The organism is Providencia heimbachae ATCC 35613 (assembly GCF_001655055.1).
Classification (GTDB): Bacteria; Pseudomonadota; Gammaproteobacteria; order Enterobacterales; family Enterobacteriaceae; genus Providencia; species Providencia heimbachae.
On the sequence record NZ_LXEW01000047.1, the window covers coordinates 14,874 to 38,252 of the forward strand.

The 23,379-nt window shown below is 38.3% G+C and carries 22 protein-coding genes and 1 riboswitch; of the genes, 15 read left to right on the forward strand and 7 right to left on the reverse strand.

The genetic code is table 11. From position 1 onward, the window contains the following. The first annotated feature begins 70 nt into the window (after window positions 1–70). Window positions 71–901 carry a 5-deoxy-glucuronate isomerase gene (iolB, locus tag M998_RS16310; RefSeq protein WP_068909844.1) on the forward strand — a complete coding sequence of 277 codons (831 nt, stop codon included), beginning with the start codon at window positions 71–73 and terminating at the stop codon, window positions 899–901. Window positions 902–1,007: 106 nt separating this feature from the next. Here the strand turns inward: iolB and M998_RS16315 are convergent, their stop codons facing one another. Next, complete coding sequence (locus M998_RS16315) at window positions 1,008–1,649, reverse strand: NAD(P)-dependent oxidoreductase (RefSeq protein ID WP_068909845.1); 642 nt, start codon at window positions 1,647–1,649, stop codon at window positions 1,008–1,010. A 114-nt stretch (window positions 1,650–1,763) separates the two neighbouring features. After that, on the reverse strand, window positions 1,764–2,732 hold the full coding sequence (locus M998_RS16320; protein WP_068909847.1) for an FUSC family protein: 969 nt from the start codon (window positions 2,730–2,732) through the stop codon (window positions 1,764–1,766). 303 nt (window positions 2,733–3,035) lie between these two features. On the opposite strand from M998_RS16320, the gene M998_RS16325 reads away from it, so the two are divergent. From M998_RS16325 to M998_RS16335, 3 genes are all read left to right on the forward strand, one after another. Next, on the forward strand, window positions 3,036–3,656 hold the full coding sequence (locus M998_RS16325; RefSeq protein ID WP_068446586.1) for a malonate decarboxylase holo-ACP synthase: 621 nt from the start codon (window positions 3,036–3,038) through the stop codon (window positions 3,654–3,656). Window positions 3,657–4,634: 978 nt separating this feature from the next. Beyond that, window positions 4,635–5,765 (forward strand): M20 family metallopeptidase, encoded by a 1,131-nt coding sequence (locus M998_RS16330; protein ID WP_068909848.1) that lies wholly within the window; start codon window positions 4,635–4,637, stop codon window positions 5,763–5,765. Window positions 5,766–5,789: 24 nt separating this feature from the next. Then, complete coding sequence (locus M998_RS16335; protein WP_068909850.1) at window positions 5,790–7,220, forward strand: YfcC family protein; 1,431 nt, start codon at window positions 5,790–5,792, stop codon at window positions 7,218–7,220. A gap of 132 nt (window positions 7,221–7,352) precedes the next feature. On the opposite strand, the gene M998_RS16340 is transcribed toward M998_RS16335, so the two are convergent. After that, window positions 7,353–7,982: a glutathione S-transferase family protein gene (locus tag M998_RS16340; protein WP_068909852.1), complete on the reverse strand. Its 630-nt coding sequence runs from the start codon at window positions 7,980–7,982 to the stop codon at window positions 7,353–7,355. A gap of 510 nt (window positions 7,983–8,492) precedes the next feature. Here M998_RS16340 and M998_RS16345 point away from each other — a divergent pair. From M998_RS16345 to tehB, 5 genes are all read left to right on the forward strand, one after another. Beyond that, entirely contained in the window at window positions 8,493–9,050 is a 558-nt protein-coding gene (locus M998_RS16345; RefSeq protein WP_068445763.1) for a cytochrome b, read from the forward strand. A gap of 13 nt (window positions 9,051–9,063) precedes the next feature. Beyond that, window positions 9,064–9,642, forward strand: a complete 579-nt coding sequence (locus M998_RS16350; RefSeq protein ID WP_068445761.1) for a YceI family protein — start codon at window positions 9,064–9,066, stop codon at window positions 9,640–9,642. A gap of 217 nt (window positions 9,643–9,859) precedes the next feature. Beyond that, window positions 9,860–10,633, forward strand: a complete 774-nt coding sequence (locus M998_RS16355) for a topoisomerase IV (RefSeq protein WP_068446584.1) — start codon at window positions 9,860–9,862, stop codon at window positions 10,631–10,633. A 132-nt stretch (window positions 10,634–10,765) separates the two neighbouring features. Continuing rightward, window positions 10,766–11,845, forward strand: coding sequence for a linear amide C-N hydrolase (locus M998_RS16360; RefSeq protein WP_068909853.1), 1,080 nt, complete (start codon window positions 10,766–10,768; stop codon window positions 11,843–11,845). Window positions 11,846–11,965: 120 nt separating this feature from the next. Continuing rightward, on the forward strand, window positions 11,966–12,853 hold the full coding sequence (gene tehB / locus M998_RS16365; protein WP_068445757.1) for an SAM-dependent methyltransferase TehB: 888 nt from the start codon (window positions 11,966–11,968) through the stop codon (window positions 12,851–12,853). A gap of 70 nt (window positions 12,854–12,923) precedes the next feature. Here tehB and clcA read toward each other — a convergent pair whose 3' ends face one another. Beyond that, complete coding sequence (gene clcA, locus M998_RS16370; protein WP_068909855.1) at window positions 12,924–14,330, reverse strand: H(+)/Cl(-) exchange transporter ClcA; 1,407 nt, start codon at window positions 14,328–14,330, stop codon at window positions 12,924–12,926. A 343-nt stretch (window positions 14,331–14,673) separates the two neighbouring features. Between clcA and hcp the strand changes: the two genes are divergently transcribed. Next, window positions 14,674–16,326, forward strand: a complete 1,653-nt coding sequence (gene hcp / locus M998_RS16375) for a hydroxylamine reductase (RefSeq protein WP_068445754.1) — start codon at window positions 14,674–14,676, stop codon at window positions 16,324–16,326. Between the two features lie 67 nt (window positions 16,327–16,393). Beyond that, entirely contained in the window at window positions 16,394–17,398 is a 1,005-nt protein-coding gene (hcr, locus tag M998_RS16380) for an NADH oxidoreductase (protein ID WP_068909857.1), read from the forward strand. Between the two features lie 334 nt (window positions 17,399–17,732). On the opposite strand, the gene M998_RS16385 is transcribed toward hcr, so the two are convergent. Then, window positions 17,733–17,969: a HEAT repeat domain-containing protein gene (locus tag M998_RS16385; RefSeq protein WP_068445750.1), complete on the reverse strand. Its 237-nt coding sequence runs from the start codon at window positions 17,967–17,969 to the stop codon at window positions 17,733–17,735. 573 nt (window positions 17,970–18,542) lie between these two features. Further along, window positions 18,543–18,715, forward strand: a riboswitch (M-box (ykoK) riboswitch). A 72-nt stretch (window positions 18,716–18,787) separates the two neighbouring features. On the opposite strand from M998_RS16385, the gene M998_RS16390 reads away from it, so the two are divergent. Further along, a complete protein-coding gene (locus M998_RS16390) occupies window positions 18,788–19,858 on the forward strand; it encodes a magnesium transporter (RefSeq protein ID WP_068445749.1) in 1,071 nt (356 codons plus the stop codon). 31 nt (window positions 19,859–19,889) lie between these two features. On the opposite strand, the gene M998_RS16395 is transcribed toward M998_RS16390, so the two are convergent. Next, window positions 19,890–20,417 (reverse strand): SprT family zinc-dependent metalloprotease, encoded by a 528-nt coding sequence (locus M998_RS16395; protein WP_068445747.1) that lies wholly within the window; start codon window positions 20,415–20,417, stop codon window positions 19,890–19,892. A 125-nt stretch (window positions 20,418–20,542) separates the two neighbouring features. Between M998_RS16395 and M998_RS16400 the strand changes: the two genes are divergently transcribed. Genes M998_RS16400 through M998_RS16410 form a run of 3 tightly spaced genes read left to right on the forward strand, consistent with a single transcriptional unit; the run spans window position 20,543 to window position 21,724 of the window. Next, window positions 20,543–20,869 carry an ArsR/SmtB family transcription factor gene (locus M998_RS16400; RefSeq protein WP_068445745.1) on the forward strand — a complete coding sequence of 109 codons (327 nt, stop codon included), beginning with the start codon at window positions 20,543–20,545 and terminating at the stop codon, window positions 20,867–20,869. Window position 20,870: 1 nt separating this feature from the next. After that, window positions 20,871–21,308: a YeeE/YedE family protein gene (locus M998_RS16405; RefSeq protein WP_068445743.1), complete on the forward strand. Its 438-nt coding sequence runs from the start codon at window positions 20,871–20,873 to the stop codon at window positions 21,306–21,308. A gap of 5 nt (window positions 21,309–21,313) precedes the next feature. Then, the gene (locus M998_RS16410; RefSeq protein WP_068445741.1) at window positions 21,314–21,724 is read left to right on the forward strand and encodes a DUF6691 family protein; all 411 of its coding nucleotides are present in this window, start codon (window positions 21,314–21,316) and stop codon (window positions 21,722–21,724) included. Window positions 21,725–21,845: 121 nt separating this feature from the next. Here the strand turns inward: M998_RS16410 and metK are convergent, their stop codons facing one another. Beyond that, entirely contained in the window at window positions 21,846–22,997 is a 1,152-nt protein-coding gene (gene metK / locus M998_RS16415) for a methionine adenosyltransferase (RefSeq protein ID WP_068445739.1), read from the reverse strand. Window positions 22,998–23,379: the final 382 nt, after the last annotated feature.

Sequence of the window (23,379 nt, forward strand, 5' to 3'; positions counted from 1 at the left end):
TGTCGGTGACAAACCAAAATAAATGTCGTTAACATGCAACTCGAAGAATAAAGGAGATTGGAGGAAGAAAATGTCTAAATTATTATCAAAATACCATGCTCCAGATGCTCAAAAACGTACTCAACATATCACACCAAAATCTGCAAATTGGGGTTATGTGCATTTTGATGTATATGAATTACAGCAGGGTGAATCGATCTCGTTACCTGCAACAGATAATGAAATGTGTTTAGTCTTAGTGGCGGGTAAAGCGACCATTAAAACTCCCGCGCAGACATTTGAAAATATTGGCGATCGTATGGATCCATTCGAGCGCAAAAAACCCTACGCTGTTTATGTGACAGCACAAGAATTTGCAGAAGTCACCGCTGAAACTGCACTTGAATTAGCCGTTTGTCGAGCAAAAGGGAAGGGGACATACCCGACTCGTTTAATTGGGCCTGATGATATCGGTGCAGAGCAGCGTGGTCATGGATTTAATAAACGTTACGTTCATAATATTTTGCCCGATGATAAAGCCGCCGATAGTTTATTGGTTGTCGAAGTGTTTACCGATGAAGGTTGCACAAGTTCCTATCCGAGTCATAAACATGACACCGATAACGAACCAACAGAAACCTACCTGGAAGAAACGTATTATCATCGCCTGAATCCTTCTCGAGGATTTTGTATGCAACGCGTTTATACCGACGATCGAAAGTTAGACGAGTGTATGGCGGTTTATAATAAAGATGTTGTCATGGTACCAAAAGGGTATCACCCAATGGCGACCGTAGCAGGTTATGATAACTATTACCTCAATGTGATGGCAGGACCGACACGTAAATGGCTATTTACATGGGAAAAGGATCACAATTGGGTAAATAGCGAAGTGTATGCGGCTAAGCATCGTGAAAAGTAAGTCGTAAAAAAGTAAGTAATGAAGAGAACCAACCAAATCTGTTATCTATCTTTTGCCGGTAATCTATTTACCGGCTTTTTTCTTATCATAATCAAAGTATTTTAAGCTAGTAGGCTGCGGTAAATTGCTGCCGAATAAATTGCGCATGTTCAGCTTCATCAATAATTGCAACGGCAAGATCTTCAACAGAAATTTTTGCTGGTACATTACCATTCATCAGTAATTTTTTGCCACCCAGACGGAATGTTTCGGTTCTTTCTCCTGGTTCCAACACGGCAGCAGGAGAGACAAATGTCCAATCAAGATCGGAAATAGTTTCTAAGTGTCTTTTTAATTCTCTCACCGCTTGTGCCCCAGGTTTAATCGCTGCGGGGAAATCGGGGGAATCGATCAATTCCATTCCTGGTGCAATTTCAAGACTACCTGCGCCCCCCACGACAATAAAGCGTCTTACCTTAGCATTTTGCACGGCTTGTAAAATAGCGTGGTTACCCGCAACGGTATCTTGATAAAGATTCGGGTTTTGCCAGCCGCCATTAAAGGCGCTAATCACCACATCTTGCCCTTTCAATCGAGAGGTTAACCAAGAAATATCGGTGATATCTCCAGTCACTGTAATCAGGTGGGCATGTTGTGCTAATTGATTACTATGCCGAGAGATAGCAGTAACTTGATGACCGCGCAATAAAGCTTCATTAACTAATGCTTTGCCTACAAAACCTGTTGCACCAATGATTGATATTTTCATTTTTAGCTCCGCTTCGTTTTCGCATTTTTAGTTATAGTCTATAAAAGTATAGACCCATCATTCTTCTCATTGCAGATTTTGTGTTGTAAATATCGGTATGACATTTAACGACCCCTATTTTGCATCTCTAAATAGCTTCAAAATAATACTCGTTACAATGGCAATCGCACCACCAATAGCGGTTTCTGTCACTCTATCAAATAATAGGACATAGGCAGGGTGGCGCCAGTAAATTACTTGCTCGAGTATGGATAATATTAAGCTGGTGACAATAAAGGTCATAAAGGTATAGCCATGATGAAAACTCATCGGCATCAGAAAGGCAAAAATAACAATCGCAACTAACCCTACATAAGGCATGAATGGCGTATTAAATAAGAAATAAAGAAGCAAAACAGAGATTAAGCTTCCTGCTACTCTTTGTAATGTGATGCGAATAATACTTTGCGATTTAGGGTGTAAAACGAAAACGAAAGTCAGTAGCGTCCAATAAAAATGGCCAAGATCCAACATGCGAGGAATGGCTAATGTTAATAATAAGCCGATAGTATAGGTCATCGAGCGGGGAATAATATGTTTTCGCAAAGTAAATAAATTTTGCTCAACCAGTGCGCTTGTAATGATGGCATGCCGATAAACTTTATGGCTAAGAACATAGTTTGTGATGAGTGTAATTCCACTGCCAATGACAAAACCAAGGGCCAAACTTTTTGAAATATCAGGCAGTATTGTGCCGATAGTTGACATAATTATCATAAACTTCATGGTTAAATCCATCACAGGATCAGTACCATAGAGTTGATAATAAATAAAAGAAAATATAGCGAGATAAATATAAAATCCCGTGCCTAAACGCAGTGTGTCGCCGATAAGAATTGCGACCAAAATCATCACTAACCAAAAAGCAGTATAAAAATAGTTTTTATACTCTTTTGCGGCATTGAATAAATTGAACGAATATAGAGTTGAAAATGCCGCCCACATGGCAGCTTGGACATCTAAAATTGCAAAAGCTGCGCCCGCACTAAGCAACATGCAGCTACTGAAAATGATCCCATCATGGATACCCGGTACCTTTCTCATAATAAAATGCTCATAATTAGATGCTCGAAAATTGTATTGTAACTCATTAATTAATAAGAGTATTTGATGATAGCATACATATTATCATCATACTTCAAGTTGTCGGGAATGGCTGAAACTTGAATTATTTTAAGTATAATTAAGTCATATGAAATTGGGTTGTTGGTAAATGAACAATTTTATTCAGTCACTTAGTAGTAAGATATTGTTATTCAGGCCATTGTATTTTTATGACGTAAAAAATGCATAATGGTTATCGATGTCGTAGATATGAAATTTATTGTGGAAACAATGGAAGAAAAAATGCAAATAATAAATCCTCACGATTTTGTTTGGGTCGGTAGCACTAGCGACGTGCCCATCGAATCACTTCCTGAATGGGTGCGTTCTCAATGGAATCATCGCCTCCCACTAACGGTTTATAGAGAAAAAGCGGAAGAAAATAAATTAACCGTCGCGATTAGAGGCATTAAATCTTTTCAGCGAGTCACTACACAAATCGATAAATCTGCGATCACGCATATTATGAATATTGAATCTTTAGTGGCAAACTCGATTGAATTACAACGCTCTATGTTTATCGCATTACCCCCTGTACAAGTTTTATTATTAATCTCACAGCATAATTGGCCGTGGAAGTGGGGGGTGACTGGGAGCTGCGCTTATACATTGGCAACGGATATTCAGAGCATGCTTTCCGATGGCGATCTTGATGTGGTGATCAAATGCCCAACTCGCCATCAAAAAGAAGATTTTGCTGAATTTGCCATTAAAGCCAATACCCCTTATTGCCCAATTGATATCTATGTTGAAACGCCAAAAGGTGGCTTCTCTTTAGCTGAATGGTTCAAAAATGAGCAAGTTACCTTACATACCCCTGATGGGGAGGTAATGACGGCAGACCCTTGGGATGAGAGCTTATAAGACTTAAATTGAATATTGAATGAACGGTTATTGATTGAAAGCTAATCTTATTGTTCGAAAAGTAATTTTGATGTTCGAGCAGGTGATTTTTTACTAATCGATTATGACCGATACAGTGAATTAAAATAGTCGGGCTACTGATAGCGCGACTATTTTAGGTTAAGTGATGTGAAGCTGTATTATATGTCGCTGTACCGCTTAAAATTAAACCCGATAGCACGATTATGGATGTTCATGAATGAACATGTCCTAAATAATCACTATGTTATCAATAAACATGAATTTCGTGACAAAATATTTCAATTTATCACGATAATATTATTTCATATCTCTGGTTCACTTAAGCAGGAAATTAATGACAATTTTAGATACTGAAAACTATATCTTGAGGTTTATTGGATATTTTAAATAAACACAAGAGCTAACATGGCATTTTTAGACATGAAGTATTTATATTTTATATAAACAAATCAAATAAAATTGAATAAAAAAACTGGTTATGTAAAACAAAAAACCAAAATAAAAGAATGCTTAATAATTTATAGTAAATGATTAATTTTATTTAGTTATTTTTAATTTGCCGTTTGATTTAAACGCATAATATGAATATCAAATAATCAACTTGTATTTAAATTATTTTATATGATAGAGTCGAAAAATACTTACAATTGTAGGTATCCTACATGTGAATATTTCACACTATAGTGAAGTTATATATTGAATCATTAATTTAGGTTAAGTTATTTTGTGGCATTAGATACTAGTAAGGGCGATGGAAATGCTTACAACAATGATTAGATAAGTTTAATTAAATAATTTAGTTAAAATTTCATCTAGTGCATACATATTCATTTCATTTAAAGAAAAATAGATTTGCTTATATTGCACTTATTCTGAATTTTACTTCTTAATGTAATGTCCACGTAGAACATTATAAAAACAGATAAATTAACGACAAACACAATATAGGAATCCATTATGACTAATCAATTTTTAGAACACGAACCGGCCATGCTAAAACTACTGGAATATGTTGTGAATATCGAATCAGGCTCTTATGATAAAACTGGAGTCGATAACCATGCTGCAGTTTGGTGTGAAAAGTACCGTGAAATGGGGTTTGAAATTGAAGTCATTGAAAATGAATCATTAGGCAATAACTACCGTATTTATTACCCGTCTGTTAAGGCTGATATCTTAATTTTACTGCACTTAGATACTGTTTTTCCTAAAGGCACTGTTGCAGAACGCCCATTTAGTATCGAAGGTAATAGAGCCTATGGTCCAGGTGTAATCGATATGAAAGGTAGCCATGTCATGGTGTACCAAGTCATGAAACAATTGTATGACAATCAAGATACTCGTTATAAAAATATCGAAATATTGCTTAATTGTGACGAAGAAATCGGCTCTATTTCATCTCGAGAGGTGATTGAGAAATGTGCATTGGGCAAACGTTACGCATTGGTTATGGAGCCTGCTCGTGCTAATGGTGCTATTGTCAGTGCGCGCCGCGGTGTCGGTACCTATGTATTAAACATCGAAGGCAAAGCATCCCACTCAGGGATCGCCCCAGAAGCCGGCATTAGTGCCATTCAAGAGTTATCCCATAAAATCCAAAGCCTGCATTCCCTTTCCGCTCATGACAAAGGTTTGTCCGTTAATGTCGGTTTAATTTCAGGTGGAACCTCAGTCAATACCGTTGCACCGAATGCAAGAGCAGAAATTGATGTGCGGATCTCCTCTGAAGAACAGGGTATTGAGATCGATAAAAAAGTCAGAGAAGTGTGCAGCGAACCAGTATTAGATGGCATCAAGTTGACACTAACGGGTGGTATCAATCGCCCGCCGATGGCGAAAACCGATGAAAGTACCGTACTTATCGACATCATCAAGCAAGAAGCGACGAAATTAGATATCGAGTTAATCGATGTTTCAACCGGTGGTGGTTCAGACGCTTCCTTTACTGCAGGTGTTGGCACTGCCACTGTCGATGGTTTAGGCCCAATTGGCGGCTACCAACACAGTGATAAAGAATATTTAGAAATTCCATCATTAACTGAGCGAGCGCAGTTATTTTTCAATGTATTACAACGCATTACACAATAAATAATAATCCAACAGGATAATAATATGGCAACAACGTCAACAACACCAACAAAAAAACGGTCGGAAGGTTTAAATCCTTACGTTTTATTGTTTTTTATTTTAGTCATCGCGGGTATTGCCACGTGGATCGTTCCAGCTGGGCAATATGCATCAGAAACCAAAGTCATTACCATGGTCAAAGATGGTATTGAAACTAAAGTTTCTAGCTCTTATACCATACCGGGCAGTTATGAGCGATTGCCAGAACAACACGGCATTTTACCGGGGCAAATTTTCACTTCTATTGCCGATGGCTTAGTTAAAGCCGCCCCAATTATCTTTTTAATTATTTTTACTGGTGGCGCGTTATATCTTCTCGAAGAAACTGGTGCTATCAAAAAAGTATTGAATAACATTTCGCGCAGTAAAAAGCTAAATGATTTCCTGTTAATTACGATTTTCTTTGTGGTGTTTTCTATTTTAGGTACCACAGGTATTGTCGTTAACTCAATCATTGCATTTGTTCCTATCGGGTTGCTAGTCGCAAAATCCGTCGGGATGGACGATAAATTTGGTGCTGCATTAGTCTATGTTGCTGCCTACGCTGGCTTTAATGCCTCAATTATGGCACCTATGACTGTTGGCTTATCGCAAGGCTTAGCGGATGTTCCACTGCTATCTGGCCTTGGTTTTCGAATGGTGATTTATATCGCCTTCGTTATTGCGGGTATCTTATTTTTAACTTTCTATACCAAAATATGCCGTAATCAAGGCATGGTACGTCCTGAAATTGCTGCCGATGATTCTGAGCACCAAACGTCAAAAATTTCGGCTCTACACATCATCACCTTGTCATATAGTGCATTCTGCTTAGTCGGCTTTATTTTTGGTGCTGTTGAGTGGGGCTGGGGTGAAAAAGAGATGATGGCGATGTTTATCATCTTAGGCGTTGGTGTAGGTGTGTTAAACCGTATGTCACCAAATAGCATTGCAATAGGCTTTTTAAAAGGCTGTGCGGGTATGGTTGGCGGTGCATTTATCGTTGGTATGGCACGTGCAATTGCGATTGTGTTATCTGATGGCATGATCTTAGACACTATTGTTAATGCAATTATTTCGATGATGGATGGTTTACCAAAAACGCTTTCAGCGCTATCAATGTTTGGAACTGCTGCCATTATGCACTTCTTTATTTCTTCTGGTTCTGGTGAAGCCGCAGTATTAGTGCCAATCTTTACACCTATGGGCGATCTGTTAGAAATTACCCGCCAAACTACGGTACAAACTGTTCTGTTAGGTGAAGGTGTAGTGAATTGTATTAACCCAACATCTGGGATTTTAATGGCGGTATTGGCTACGGCAAAAATCCCTTATACCAAGTGGGTGAAATTTATCTGGCCATTAGTATTTACATGGATTGTTATTTCTATTGTGGCATTAGTTTATGCCGTAATAACCAATTTAGGGCCGATTTAACCCTTTAAATAATAGCCAATGACACTGAAATAACACCACCTTACGCGGTGGTGTTATTTTTTATAGCTTTAGCTAGTTTAAGTCGCGTTAGCGTCTTAAGTATAACCCCACAGAGCGGTTGGTTATGATTGCTTAGTGTTCAATATGAGGCTCTTCTAAACTGGCTTCACGCCATGCTTTCATCGCAGGCAGCGTTAAAATACGGTCAACCCATTGTTTAACCATATTATTAACCGGTAGCTGGTAGCCGTAGATTCTAAATGCGACAGGTGCATAAAATGCGTCAACAGCGGTGAATTCATTGCCTGCCAGCCATGGGCCTCCGAAAGCTTCAAATCCTTCTTGCCATAATTGCTGTAGGCGATTTAAATTGTCTTGTAATTCAGGCGAAATTACCGCTAAAGGTGCTTGCCTTGATACATCCATTGGGCATTGCTGACGTAAGGCCATAAAACCAGAGTGCATTTCAGCGCTTGCGCTACGAGCCCATGCTCTTGCCCGTTTTTCTTGTGGCCAAACTTGAGGAAACTCTTCGGCGACATATTCACAAATAGCCAAAGAATCCCAGACGGTTTGTTGACCATCAACAAGACAAGGGACTAAACCTGATGGTGAAAAATGTCTAAATTTATCATGGCTACTTTTACCATTTTCAAAAAAACAGAGATTTTCTTCAAAAGGAATATTTAAAGTTTTTAGAAGAATCCAAGGGCGTAAAGACCATGAAGAGTAGTTTTTATTTGCTATCCAAAGTGTATACATAGAGTTAAACCTGCCAATTGGTTGAGAAAGTACGCAAGGAATAGATTATCAATCTAAAGTGGATAAAGCAGGTCGACAAATGTTTTTTGAAAAAACAAGTGAAAATCTATATTGTTATATCTTAAATATCAATATTTCTGACTGTTTTTTAGTTATTAAATCCATATAAAGAGTGATGTTGGAGAACATATTTCTATCATTTAATTATAATTTGATGAGTATGGAGCATATAAAAATTAATTATAAGATAGACTTTATTGGAATTAAGAAAAATAAATATTTCTACGGTGATGACTATTTACAAAACTGTAGGAATCTTTATTAAACTTTGATTGTTTTTGATGGACAAAATCGAATTTTCATCTATTTGTTTAATATGTTGATACTATTTGAATATCTTCAACAAAATATTTGTTTAACTTTGGGATAGGAATAAAAGAAATTTCACCTTATCATTGTTACGGCTTAGTTAATTAAATAATTACCTTTAAATCTAAATGGTTTTTTATCATGCAATGGAAAAATAATTCAACTCGCTATGGGCATTTATCTTTGCTCATACACTGGTTGGTCGCAATCGTCGTATATGGAATGTTTGCATTAGGTTTATGGATGGTCTCTTTGGGTTACTATGACAGTTGGTATCACCAAGCACCTGAAATTCACAAGAGTATAGGAATATTATTATTTATTGTTATGGCATTTCGTGTGATTTGGCGATTTATTTCCCCACCACCGAAGCCATTAGCAAGCTATAGTAAATTAACTAAGATCAGTTCCATTATTGTTCAAATTTTAATTTATATTATTTTGTTCAGTATTTTGATCAGTGGTTACTTAATTTCAACCGCTGATGGAGACCCCATTAGTGTATTTGGTTGGTTTGATGTTCCTGCCTTGTTTACGGGTGCAGCAACACAAGCGGATACCGCAGGTGAAATTCATCTGTACTTAGCTTGGGCAGTTGTTTTGTTATCAGTACTGCACGCTTTTGCGGCATTTAAACATCACTTTTTTGATCGTGATATCACTTTAAAAAGAATATTAGGGTTTAACCCTGACAAGTAATTTGGAGATAGTTATGTTGAAGAAAACAGTTCTTGGTCTGGCTTCCGGTGCTTTATTATTATCAGCAACCTCAGCATTAGCAGCAACTTATCAATTTGATAAACAAGGTCAGCATGCTTTTATTGAGTTTCGTATTCAGCATTTAGGTTATAGCTGGGTCTACGGCAGCTTTAAAGATTTCGATGGTAACTTTACTTATGATGAAAAAGATCCATCAAAAGATAAAGTTGAAGTGACTATCAAAACTGGCAGTATTGATACTAACCACGCAGAACGTGATAAGCACTTACGTAGTGGTGATTTCTTAAACGCAGCTAAATTCCCTGAAGCAAAATTTGTTTCGACTGAAGTGAAAAAAGAAGGCGAAGCGTATAAAATTACGGGTGATTTCACCTTAAATGGCGTAACTAAACCAATTACTTTAGATGCGAAATTAATGGGTGAAGGAAAAGATCCATGGGGTGGCTACCGTGCTGGTTTCGAAGCACAAGGTAATATTAAGCTAAAAGACTTTAATATTAAGTCTGACCTTGGACCTAAATCCCAAGAAGCTGAACTGTTAATTTCTGTTGAAGGTGTACAAGCTAAATAAATCAATGATTAATTAACAGACAATCCTCGATGTTTTTTACATCGGGGATTTTTTGTTTGTGTACTCCAATTAAGGAATTACCTTTATTCCTATAGCTAGACGGCTTTGTTACAGGATAAAATAGCTTTTATTTTCTATGGTGGCTCAGTAACTTCATGACATGATGGCTTGAAGTATCATAGTGGTTACTTGTTATATCGATAAAGGCAGGGCAATCTTGAATACAAATAGTTCACGTAAAACAGCATTGATTGTAATCATTGTTTTCATTGCATTTGCAGTGGGTTTTTACTGGTTGAGTAAAGATAATAATGAATTATCAACAAACAATAATGCAGTTATTCACTCAGAAGCGCTTGCTCAAGTTGAAAAAGAATTACCAATCATCGCAACGGTTAAAAAAATAAGTCCAGAAACCTACCAAAGTTTTGAGCATTTAATTACTCAATATGATCCTGATAATGTGGATTTGCGTCGACAGCTTTTTGACCAAGTTGTTGGTAACGTGATGAAGTTAGTTTTAGAGCGTATGGAATATGCGTCAGACGAATCGGTCATTAATTTCACCGCTCGGGTCAATGATTATTTAAAAGTATTACTTGAAGAAGACCCTTCAGGTAAAACGTGTTTTTATTCTTTATTTCCTCATATGAGAGAAACCGCTGAGATTATTCCACCACAAAAAAGCCAAACGGTTTTGCTTAAACAAATTCAAGCGACAAACGAATTATTAATTTCGAGCGAAGCCGGAGTAAAACAATCACTATTATCTGAATCAGAATATAAGAATATTTTGACTCAATTAGGTTCTGGCTTAGTTGAAAAGTATGGCAATGATGCGGGAATATTAGGGAATTTACAGGCAGGTAAGAAAGCGCCAGCAACAGCATGCCGTATTTCAATTAGCTTTTATGATGAAATATTAGCCATGCCTGATAATGATAAAAAAGCAGCATTGTTGCGTTCTTTATTTTCCTCTGCTAATAATTAATCCTAATATTCTGCGTAAGAATAATGGCCAGTGATAAAAGCACCCTATAGGGTGCTTTTATTTTATAACATCAACAAGACAGGTATTGTTGTAAGATACCGTAACATTCACAGATCACCAATTGGAGATAACATGCAATTAATCAAAAAAAGCATTGTGACATTATTAACCATCGCGGCGGTATATATCCCAGCGATGGTTTCTCAAGCTTGCACCCGAGTTGTGTATCTTGGTGAAAATGAACAAGTGATGACTGGACGCACCATGGATTGGAAATATGATATTGGTACCAATTTATGGATATTTCCACGTGGTATGGAAAGAGACGGTATCGCAGGGCCTCATTCTTTAAAATGGAAGTCAAAATACGGTAGTGTTATTGCATCGGGATATGATATTTCAACGACTGACGGTATTAATGAAGAAGGATTAGTTGCTAACTTATTATGGTTAGCTGAATCAGAATATCCGCAATTAAATGATAAACAGCCGGCGCTTTCTATCTCTTTATGGGCGCAATATATGTTAGATAATTATGCGACGGTGGCTGAAGCAGTAGCGGCATTGGAAAAAACACCATTATTGGTTGTTACGGATAATGTGCCGGGACAAGATCGTTTAGCAACACTGCATTTATCACTATCAGATGCGAGTGGTGATAGTGCGATCGTTGAATATATCGATGGTAAACAAGTTATTCACCATAGCCGAAAATATCAGGTGATGACTAACTCACCGGCTTATGAAAAGCAACTTGCGATGCAGGAATATTGGCAAGGAATTGGTGGAACAGTGATGCTACCGGGAACAAACCGCTCTGCAGATAGGTTTGCTCGTGCCCAGTTTTATATTAATGCTATCCCTCAACAAACAACAGCCAATAAAGCTGTCGCTAGCGTTTTCGGGGTTATTCGTAATGTTTCAGTTCCTTATGGGTTAACCTCTGAAGCATCACCTGAAATATCCTCAACCCGTTGGAGAACCTTGGTTGATCATAAACGCCAACTCTACTTCTTTGAATCAGCATTAACGCCAAATATTTTTTGGACAGATTTGACTAAAATCGATTTTTCACAACAAAGCGGTAAAGTAAAAAAATTAGATTTGGGTGAAGAGCAAAGCCATATTTATTCAGGTGATGCGACAAATAGCTATGTCACAGCAGAACCATTTGAGTTTTTAGGTTTGAGTGCTAAGCAATTAGGCTATTAAGTCTTTATTATTTTATCTCCTGCATGGCAGGAGATTGACTATGATTAAAGTATTTTTTTAGGCATATCTGGCAATGAAAGCTTTGCAGATTTCAAATTAACGTTATAAGATTCATTTAAAATGCAACTTAATGGTGATGCTATGAATGAGTTAGTGAGTTATAAAACAATGCCTGTTTGGAACAAAGCCTCTCTTCCTTTGATGTTTCAAGAACGCCATAACACGAAAGAAGATACTTATGCTCAACTGCGTGTTTTACAAGGATCATTAGATTTTATTATTTTTAATGATGATGGCAGTGAACAGCATTTTACTTTTGATGTTAACAATCAACCGCCTATCCTTGAACCTCAAGTTTGGCATCGAATTTCATCTTGTAGCGATGACATGCAATGCCAGCTTTCATTCTTGTGTCAGCCAGAAATGAAGTTTTATAAAGAGCATGGGTTAACGATCCCACATTCTGAAGTGCGTTATTTATGTGAGCAACAGCTTGCAAAACCTTGTAAGGTGCTTGATTTAGGCTCAGGCAGAGGACGTAATAGTTTCTATCTTGCTTTACAAGGCTATGATGTTACAGCGGTTGATATTAACGAACAACACATTCAAGCTATCGAATTTGTTAAAAAACAATCAGGTGTTGAAAATATTCAGACGGCGCTATATGACATTAACCGTCACCAAATTGAAGGTGAATATGGGTTAATTATCTCAACTGTAGTATTGATGTTTTTGCAAAGAGAAAAAGTGGCAGATGTTGTGACAAATATGCAAGAACATACGGTGTCTGGTGGGATTAACGTGATTGTTTGTGCTGTTGAAACACCAGATGTCCCACTCGATTTAGTGCCATTTAAGTGCTTCTTAAAACCAGATGAATTACAAAATTATTATAAGGACTGGGATATTTTAAAATACAATGAAAATCCAGGCCACTTACATAGAACAGATGCACAAGGTAACCGAATAAAACTTAATTTTGCGACCTTAATAGCTAAAAAGAAATAGACTGGCCATATTGATGGTTGTAGGTAAAAATAGGTTGCATGAGCAACCTATTTTTATTTTATGCTTAATTTTAATTGGTTGTATTAGTGGCAGTTTGCTCCGCTGATTTATCTTTCGCACTACGTTGAAGTGTTTTCTCTAATAGGACGGAATAAAGCGGTCTACCGCCTAAGAATTGAGCCACCATTGTTGCGCCGATACAGGTAATAATCATCGGTAAAATAAGCTGGTAATTACTCGTCATTTCAAGAACTAATACAATACCAGTGAGTGGCGCTCGTACGGTTGCAGCAAATAATGCGCCCATCCCCGCAATGGCAAAAGTGCCTACCTCAATATGATACTCGGGAAAAATTTCTAAAACGGTATAGCCATAAATTCCACCAAATAATGTCCCTAATGCTAATAAAGGCGAAAAAATACCCCCCGCAGCACCAGAACTAAAACTAATCGTCGACGTTAGAAAGCGTAATGCAAAAAAGACTAATAACAATGTGACGGTAAAGCTGTTGGCTACCATTTGATGAATAACTGAATAACCGCCACCTACAATTTCAGGGGTATAGACGCCGATCGCGCCACAAGCACCACCGATCAATCCGCCCATTAAAACGAATCGAGAGATTTTATTTTGATAAAAGGCAAGGAACTTATCTTGTAAAAATAATAAAAAACGGTTGAAGCAAATACCGACAATACCAAATAACAACCCTAAGACTAAATAGAGCCAAAGTGTATTCATTGGTGCCGAGGAAAATTGGCCGATATTTAATAGCGCGGCTTCGCCATTTATTAGCCTAAATACGATAGTCGCTGTTACTGCGCCGATAAATACAGCTTTAATCGAAATTAAGCTGTATTTAAATTGAGGTCTCATTTCTTCAATAATAAATAAGATACCAGCAAGGGGGGCATTAAATGCAGTCGATAAACCGGCAGCTGCACCCGCAGCTAATAAGGTATGCCTTGATTCATTATCTTTTAGGCGGAAAATATCATAGAACATCTGGCTAATATTTGCGCCCAACTGAACCGTTGGGCCTTCTCGTCCCAATACCATCCCAGATCCAAGTGTCCCTAAGCCACCAATAAATTTTACTGGAATGACTCGCCACCATCTGACTGGGCGTAGGTCTTGTAATGCACCTTCAATTTCAGGGATCCCAGATCCGCCTGACTCCGGTGAAAAACGTTTAACAAGGTAATAGCCGATCATAGCAAGGATAGCGGAGATAACAAACATGGCCGGAACAGCCAGCCATTTATCGACAACAAGATCCCCGACAGACTGAACGCGATAGCTGTTAATCCAAGTGGTAGCTAACATAAATAGAGAGCCAACAAGCCCGACAGCAGCACCAATAATCGCAGCTAATAATAGGATCTTGAGAGGTGTCTTATCAGATTCTTTTAACCGTCTAAGTACTCCGAAACGATATTTCATTGCGGATTTACTTGCTGAGTTTTCCTGCATCATCTTTATTTGACTCTCTTTTTGCGATTAAATAACAACAGCTTACACCTACAGTATAGCAAGGGATAAAACAAACCTTATCATAGGAAAATTATATTGAAATAAATAGTGATTATTTTTCAAAAATAAAGTGGATAGGCTTATTTATATTGGAAATAGTAATAACACTGCAATGACGACGGTTGACGATTTAGCATACTTTTAATATTGATAATAGTTCTCATTTATATAAAACATTAATATAGATCAATAAATGGTTAGATAGCCTTTAAATCCGCTTTTCTATTCTATAGAAAGCGGTAATCTTAATGATGTATATAAAATACAACTTTAAGAGGCAAGCAACATGTACTGTGTGCAATGTGAACAAACAATGAAAACTCCAGCTGGTAATGGCTGTGCATACGCGCAGGGTATGTGCGGTAAAACAGCAGAAACATCTGACCTACAAGATCTACTCGTTGCTGTACTGCAAAGCTTATCAGCGAGCGCGGTGACTGCACGTGAACTTGGTATTATTGATCATGATGTTGATAGTTTTGCGCCACGCGCATTTTTTTCAACTCTCACCAATGTCAACTTCGATTCAGAACGTATTATTGGCTATGCACGTGAAGCTATTTATTTACGTGACAAGCTCATTAATCAATGCCAATCAGTCAATAGTGCGGTTGCATTTAATCATCCACTGATTAATTTGCAATTAGAAGGGCTCGATATTCCAACGTTACAAAAACAAGCGGCTAAATTTGGTCTTGATATTGATAAAGCACAGATTGGTGAAGATATTCACGGTCTACGCATGCTTTGTCTTTATGGTTTAAAAGGCGCAGCTGCTTATATGGAGCATGCCCATGTATTAGGCCAATATGATAATGCAGTGTATGGGCAATATCATGAAATTATGGCATGGCTGGGCACATTACCTGCGGATATGAATGAGTTACTTGAAAAATCCATGGCGATTGGCTTGATGAACTTCAAAATCATGGAAATATTAGATGCAGGGGAAACCGGAGAATTTGGTCACCCAGCACCGACTCAAGTGAATGTTCGCCCTGTTGCAGGTAAATGTATTTTGATTTCAGGCCATGACCTAAAAGACCTGAAAATGTTGCTAGAGCAAACCGAAGGCAAAGGTATCAACATTTATACCCACGGTGAAATGTTGCCTGCGCATGGTTATCCAGAACTTAAAAAATATGCACACTTAGTCGGTAACTACGGTAGTGGTTGGCAAAATCAGCAAGTGGAATTCGCTAAATTTCCCGGTTCTGTTTTGATGACGTCCAACTGTATCATTGACCCAGATGTTGGCCAATATAAAGAGCGGATTTGGACGCGTAGTATTGTCGGCTGGCCGGGCGCTAAACATCTTGAGGGTGATGATTTTACCCCGATGATTGAGCAAGCACTTGCGCTGGATGGTTTCCCGTACACTGAAATTGAACATAAAATTACGGTTGGTTTTGGTCGCCAAACTTTATTAGGTGCAGCGGATACGGTTATTGACTTAGTTTCACAGAAAAAACTGCGTCACGTATTCTTAGTGGGTGGATGTGATGGTAGCCGTGGTGAAAGAAGCTATTACACTGATTTTGCACGTAGCGTCCCTCAAGATTGTCTGATCTTAACCTTGGCATGTGGCAAATACCGTTTCAATAAATTGGATTTCGGTACGCTTGAAGGTTTGCCTCGTCTTCTTGATGTTGGTCAATGTAACGATGCCTACTCAGCGATTATGTTAGCGGTTAATTTATCTCAAAAACTCGGTTGTGGGATCAACGACTTACCACTTAGCCTAATACTATCTTGGTTCGAACAAAAAGCGATAGTGATCTTACTGACATTATTAGCGCTTGGTGTGAAGAACATTTATACCGGTCCAACTGCACCGGCATTCTTAACAGAAAATTTATTAAATGTTCTGAATGAGAAATTTGGTATGCGTAGTATCACCACAGTTGAGCAAGATTTGGCAGAAATCCTGCCTGCATAATTTTGATTTAAAATATAGCCAAGATAATGAGCGAGGGGAGGAAACTCCCCAGTAAAGGAGTGATGCGATGACCATGCCAAGTAACTTATGTCCAAATAGAATGCAGGTGCATTCAGTAGTGCAAGAAACGTCAGATGTTTGGACAATCAATTTAATCAATCATGATTTTTATACGTATTCACCGGGGCAATATGCCTTGGTCAGTATTAAAAATAGTGATGATGTTATGCGGGCATACACATTATCGTCATCTCCGGGGCAAAGTCCTTTTATCTCGATTACTGTCAGGCGATTAGAAGATGGAACTGGTTCAAACTGGTTAACTCGAGCAGTAAAACCGGGTGATTACCTGTGGCTTTCCGAAGCGCAAGGGGAGTTTACTTGTGCGAATGTTAGCAGTAATCAATATTTAATGTTGGCAGCAGGTTGTGGTGTTACCCCTATCATGTCAATGACGCGTTGGTTGATGGCTAACCGACCAGAAACTAACGTGAAAGTATTATTTAACGTCCGTGATGATAAGCAGGTTATATTTGCTGAGGAATGGCAGCAGTTAGCTAAGCAGTTCCCACATAGACTACAACTGTGTGTGATGGCAGAGACGCCGGATAACGGAAGTATTGCACAAGGGCGCTTAGATGAAGACAAACTTATTGCTCTCGTTCCAGATATTAGTTCACGCGTTGTAATGACGTGTGGTCCAGTACCTTATATGCAAAATGCCCAAAAATTTGCGGCTAATTTAGGTGTGCCGGCTGAACATTTCTTTATGGAGCGCTTTTCAACAGAGCCTGAAGCTGTTGATAGCGCAGATATACTTACACTAAAAATTCGCCATCGCTTGGTTGATTTTAACGTCCCTGTAGGAACGTCTTTGTTATCGGCGCTAGAACAAAATAAGCAACCGATAATTGCGGCGTGTCGTGCGGGTGTCTGCGGTAGTTGCAAAACAAAAGTATTATCAGGCAATTATACAACGACCAGTACCGCGACGTTAACTAACGACGAAATAGCAGCAGGTTATGTTCTTGCCTGTAGTTGTCAATTACAAGGTAATGTTGAAATCGCTTAAAATAAAACTGATATAAATTACTGTCTCATTATTTAATATAGCGAGGCAGTAATACTAGGGGCTGTTGATCTTTAAAGGTCAATTTTTATTCGAATTAAAGACCTTTTAGGCAAGGCGAGAGGTTCGCCGCTTAGTGAACTAAGCAAGAGCCACTCAACGTAGAATAAAATGAGTGAAACGTTCTTTAATCGAACCCGGAGGGCAGCTTTTGGTGTCCTTTTTTAGTTGAAGAAGTGATTATTGTTAATAATCAATATAAACCTTAGTTTAATTGGTTTTTTATTGCTTTTTTATGCTGTAAAAATAAGCAGCAAAGATCAACAGCCCCTAATCATTAATGTTCTGACAGATATTCCGGAATAAAATAAACAGACAATTTACTGAGCGTATTAATTGCGGAAACAGCCACTTCTTTATTAGGATCTTGGCATAAGTCAATAATTCTAACAATAGCATCATTGTATTCGATGGTAGCTTTAAAATCTCCCAAAGCAGAAATTGCAGCAATTTTTATTTCATCATTCACTCTGAATGTTAAGCTTGTTAACATACCAACAATTACTTTATCCATAATAAAAACTTCACTGTTAAGTTAATTAGTATATATTCTAAGTGAATTACGCTGATATTTAATTTCAAATTAACGTTTTGAAATGATATTTTTCGTGGCTTTAATGTTGTATTGACGTATTTTTAGTATTAAATATTAACATAAGTAAACTTCCCTATTGATTGTAAATAAATAATCACCCTTTAAAGGGGTAAATTTTTGAATTCAAATGGCGATTTGCCTTTTATTTACCCTGAAAATATGTATGAATTTTATTTTATTATTCTTTTATATGAAAATATTTGATTTAATTTTTATTGATCATTCAAATATTTTCTTTGAATGGATATCGACAATATGGCTAATCTATTATTTTAAATGCAATTTAAAATTTGAATGAAATAATCATTTGATTAACTATTTAATTACTCTTTGGAAGGGCTGTATATTAGCATTACATTTTGTTACATGGTGTATTTTTATTACATATTAACTTAAACAAAAGCTAAACAAAAAAGTCTCCTGCGTAAAATGACTTATTTAAAGAGTGGTAATTAATTCCTCAATGGGTATAATTCGCGCCGCATCCAAAGTGCAGTAACTCGTTAGGCGAGGCTCCTATACAAACATAGGTTACTGATCTGACGACGTCGAGAGACGCCCAAGATCAGGACAGGATATATCGACCGAAGGTATATCCCCATGTAACTTCCTGTATTAAACAGGATACGTTGTATAGTGCTAAAACCGAGACGAAGAGATCGCAATCGCATTCTCTCATCTGGTTTCGCCCCTATGTGAGTACTGTTTGAGTAACCAACAGTAATAGGGACTAAAAAATGACATTCACTTCCCAGAACAAAGCGGGCGCTGTAGCTATTGCACAGTCCGCAATGAAAGGCTCACGCCTCAAAGATAACAATACACAGCAACCAAAAATTGATGATGCAACCGTCAGCGCTTATATGAGCCAATCATATTTGCCTGTCTCCGTTGCCGATTCTGTTAATTGTGTGAAAAGAAACTTAATTGAACATCTAGAGGGTGAGCAAATTCCAACCTATTTATTCGTTGTTGATAGCGACAACTATTTAAATGGTATTCTTTCCGTTAAATCACTCCTCGCCGCATCCGAAGATTTGCTGGTGTCCGATATTATGCGACACAATTACTTTTCTGTTGCGCCAGTGCAATCGCGTCATGATGTTTATGACCTGATTAATCATAGTGGTTTAGATATGATACCGGTTGTTCAATTTGGCAAATTAATGGGTGTTTTGCGTCCGCAAGATATCGCAGAACTGATCGAAGATGAGAATACCCTTGATGCACAATTACAAGGTGCAACAACGCCACTTGATGAACCGTATTTAACCACAAGCCCAGTAACGTTATGGCGTAAGCGTGTGGTTTGGCTGCTGATGTTATTTGTTGCCGAAGCTTATACTGGTACGGTTTTAAAAGCATTCGAAGAACAATTAGAAGCGGCGATTTCACTCGCATTCTTCATACCATTATTGATCGGAACGGGTGGTAACAGCGGTACACAAATTACGTCTACTTTAGTCAGAGCAATGGCGCTGGGCGAAGTTAGCTTGCGCAACCTTGGAACTGTACTGAAAAAAGAAGTTTCTACTTCATTTTTAGTGGCGATTACTATCGGTGGAGCAGCGCTTATCCGCGCTTGGATCTTAGGGGTTGGGCATGAAGTTACGATTGTTGTTAGCTTAACAATTGTTGCAATTACGGTTTGGAGTGCCATTGTTTCTTCCATTATTCCAATGGTATTGCAAAAATTGAAAGTAGATCCAGCGGTTGTTTCTGCACCGTTTATCGCAACGTTCATTGATGGTACAGGTTTGATAATTTACTTTGAAATCGCTAAATCAGTGATGACGGAGTTTGCTTAAAGACACACCTCAAACTTGATGCGGCAGGAAATTAACCTTCTGCCGCAGCGATATTTTCCCACTTTAGAATTTCCCCGCATTTCCTGCACAAATATTGATTTTCCCCCCGAATTATCTTGTTATGCCTTCTAATCGTTAATTCATGTGTTGAAGAACAAGCACAATGATAGATAAATGTACGGCTTTTTACTGTACTGACAGAAAAGTTATGGGTGCGACTCGCGGTGACTTCGAGAACGTGCTGCATCATCCACTTCCATTCACTGCCGTGAGGGGCGATGCCTTTACGGCCGAAAACACGATAGACCAATAAATGTGCCAGTTCATGGGGGACAACTTCATCGACAAACGTTTCTGTATTTTCTATCAATAAAGTTGGATTGATACGAATTTCCCATTCTTTTAGGTATGCACTGCCCGCAGTTGTACCCCGTTGCTTGTAGCTAATCGACGGTTCTGGGAATTTTTGCTCTAGTTTTTGTTCCGCTAAGGCCAGTTTTTCACGCAGCGTACGCATAACGTTTTGTTGTAAAAAGATAGGGACTCGAATTGTTTTCATCATTGTTTTCATATTCATAATAGAGAGAATACGCGATACAAACTAACACAAGCAATAATTGACTTACATTATATTAAATAATATATTGTGTTTGAGTATATTATGGTCAATTATTAGTGAATAAAATGAATAATAACACATCAGAAGCATTACTTTTAGCAATGAAGCAAGCAGCAACACAAACCGCATCACTATTAAAAACACTCGGCAATCCAGATAGATTAATTCTCCTATGCCAACTGACGCAAGGGGAAGCTTGTGTCAGTGAGCTAGAAGAGAGTTTAGGGATCCAGCAACCCACATTATCGCAACAACTCACGGTGTTACGAAATGAAGGTTTGGTGACAACTCGTCGTGAAGGAAAACGTATTTACTATGCAATAGCAGATGAAAAACTATTTACCTTATTAAATACGCTTTATCAGCTCTATTGCCCTGCTAAGGAGAAATAAAATGGTCATTGATTGGATGAATTTTACCCCTTGGTCTGCTGCGATAGGGGGGGTATTGATTGGTTTAGCGGTGGCATTACTATTGGTATTCAATGGCCGTATTGCTGGGATCAGTGGCATATTAGCGGGAATACTGAAACCACTAAAAGGTGACACAGCTTGGAAAATTGCCTTTGTCTTAGGTATTATTGTTGCGCCATTATTGTTTACTTTTTTTGTGTATAGCCCAGAAGTTAAAATTACCACGAGTATACCGGTACTTATTGTCGCAGGATTATTTGTTGGTTTTGGTACTCGCTTAGGAGGAGGCTGTACTAGCGGTCATGGTATTTGCGGTATGGCGCGATTTTCCCGACGTTCAATTGTCGCGGTATTGATTTTTATGGTTGTCGCCTTCATCACTGTGGCGCTTTCCAACCTATATGGATTAAGGGGGTAAACGCTATGCCAATACTTATTGCGCTTATTTCAGGTTTATTATTTGGTTTTGGATTGATTGTTGCGGGGATGGGAAATCCAGCCAAAATTCTCGCTTTTTTAGATATTACAGGTCATTGGGATCCATCACTGCTAGTCACGATGGCCGTGGCGATGGTAATAAGTGGGATCGCTTTTTTATGTGTGAAAAAACGTAAAGTGAGTGTTTTAAAGTGCCAGATGCAAATACCTACGACTCAAAAAATTGATAAAAAATTAGTCACAGGGAGTTTACTTTTTGGCGTAGGTTGGGGACTTGCCGGCATTTGCCCAGGCCCTGCATTGGTATTGACTGGTCTGGGAATTATACCGGGCATAATATTTACGTTAGCAATGATAGCAGGGATGTCTATTTTTCAGTTCACCCAAAAAACATAGGTATACCTGTCATACTTCAAGTTGAAAAGGCATTGAATAAATATGAGCGACAAAAAGCCCTTCAATTTGAAGGGCTTTTGTTAGGCAGCAAAATAAAATGGCGACTCGATATAGCTCAGTTTTATAAGCCGGCTGCCGAACGTAAAATTTCTGCTTTATCTGTTTTTTCCCAAGGGAATTGGGAGCGACCAAAGTGGCCGTATGAAGCGGTTTGCTTATATATTGGGTGTAATAAATCCAACATTTTAATTAAGCCGTAAGGGCGTAAGTCAAAGAATTCGCGTACCAGTTTCACTAGCTGCGCTTCTGATACTTTACCTGTACCGAAAGTTTCAACCATGATTGAGGTTGGCTCAGCAACACCGATAGCATAAGAAACTTGGATTTCACAACGGTCAGCAAGACCCGCGGCAACAATGTTTTTAGCCACATAACGTGCCGCATAAGCCGCAGAACGGTCAACTTTTGATGGATCTTTACCTGAAAATGCCCCACCACCATGACGAGCCATACCGCCGTAAGTATCAACGATAATTTTACGACCCGTTAAACCGCAATCACCCATTGGCCCGCCGATAACAAAACGGCCTGTTGGGTTAATAAAGTATTTGGTCGCAGAAGAGAGCCATTCAGCAGGAAGAACCGGTTTGATGATTTCTTCCATGACCGCTTCATGTAAATCTTTTTGATGAATATCTTCAGAATGCTGGGTGGATAAAACAACCGCATCGATACCAACAACTTTGTTGTCATCATATTGGAAAGTGACTTGGCTTTTTGCATCAGGACGTAACCAAGGTAGCGTCCCATTTTTACGGACTTCAGCTTGGCGCTGTACTAGACGATGTGCAAATGTAATCGGTGCAGGCATTAAAACGTCAGTTTCATTGGTTGCATAACCAAACATTATACCTTGGTCACCAGCGCCTTGCTCTAATGGGTCAGCACGGTCAACACCTTGGTTGATATCAGGGGATTGTTTACCAATCGCACTTAATACCGCACAAGAATTGGCATCAAAGCCCATATCAGAACTGGTATAACCGATTTCACGAACGGTTTGACGTGTAATTTCTTCAATATCAACCCAAGCGCTGGTGGTGATTTCTCCCCCAACCATCACCATGCCTGTTTTGACGTAGGTTTCGCAGGCAACGCGAGCTTTTGGGTCTTGTTCAAGAATCGCATCAAGCACTGCGTCAGAGATCTGGTCCGCAATCTTATCCGGATGCCCTTCCGATACAGACTCAGAAGTAAATAGGTGTGTAGCCATGAGATTAATTCCTTAAAAATTCGCAGAATTATAATTGGATGTTTTAACATCTAGACGTCTATTTTAGTCTCATAATGTAAAAAATTCTACCTGTTTTTATACTAAAAACGAAGTGAGGCATAAAACGACAATTAACAAAATATTATCGCAATTACGGTAATTTGGTTTTGCATTTTTGGTGCAATAGATGTATAAACTGCCACCGTAACGGATGCTTCTTTTTTCCCGTTATATACCAGCAGATCCAACTTACAATCTGCTATCTATCAGGAATGTTTATAAGCTATTGAATTTCAATTAATAATGAAGTGGTAAAGCGTTACCTAAACGGTAAATTAGCTATATACAACGCTGCTAAATTGAGGTTTTGAAGCATAAACAG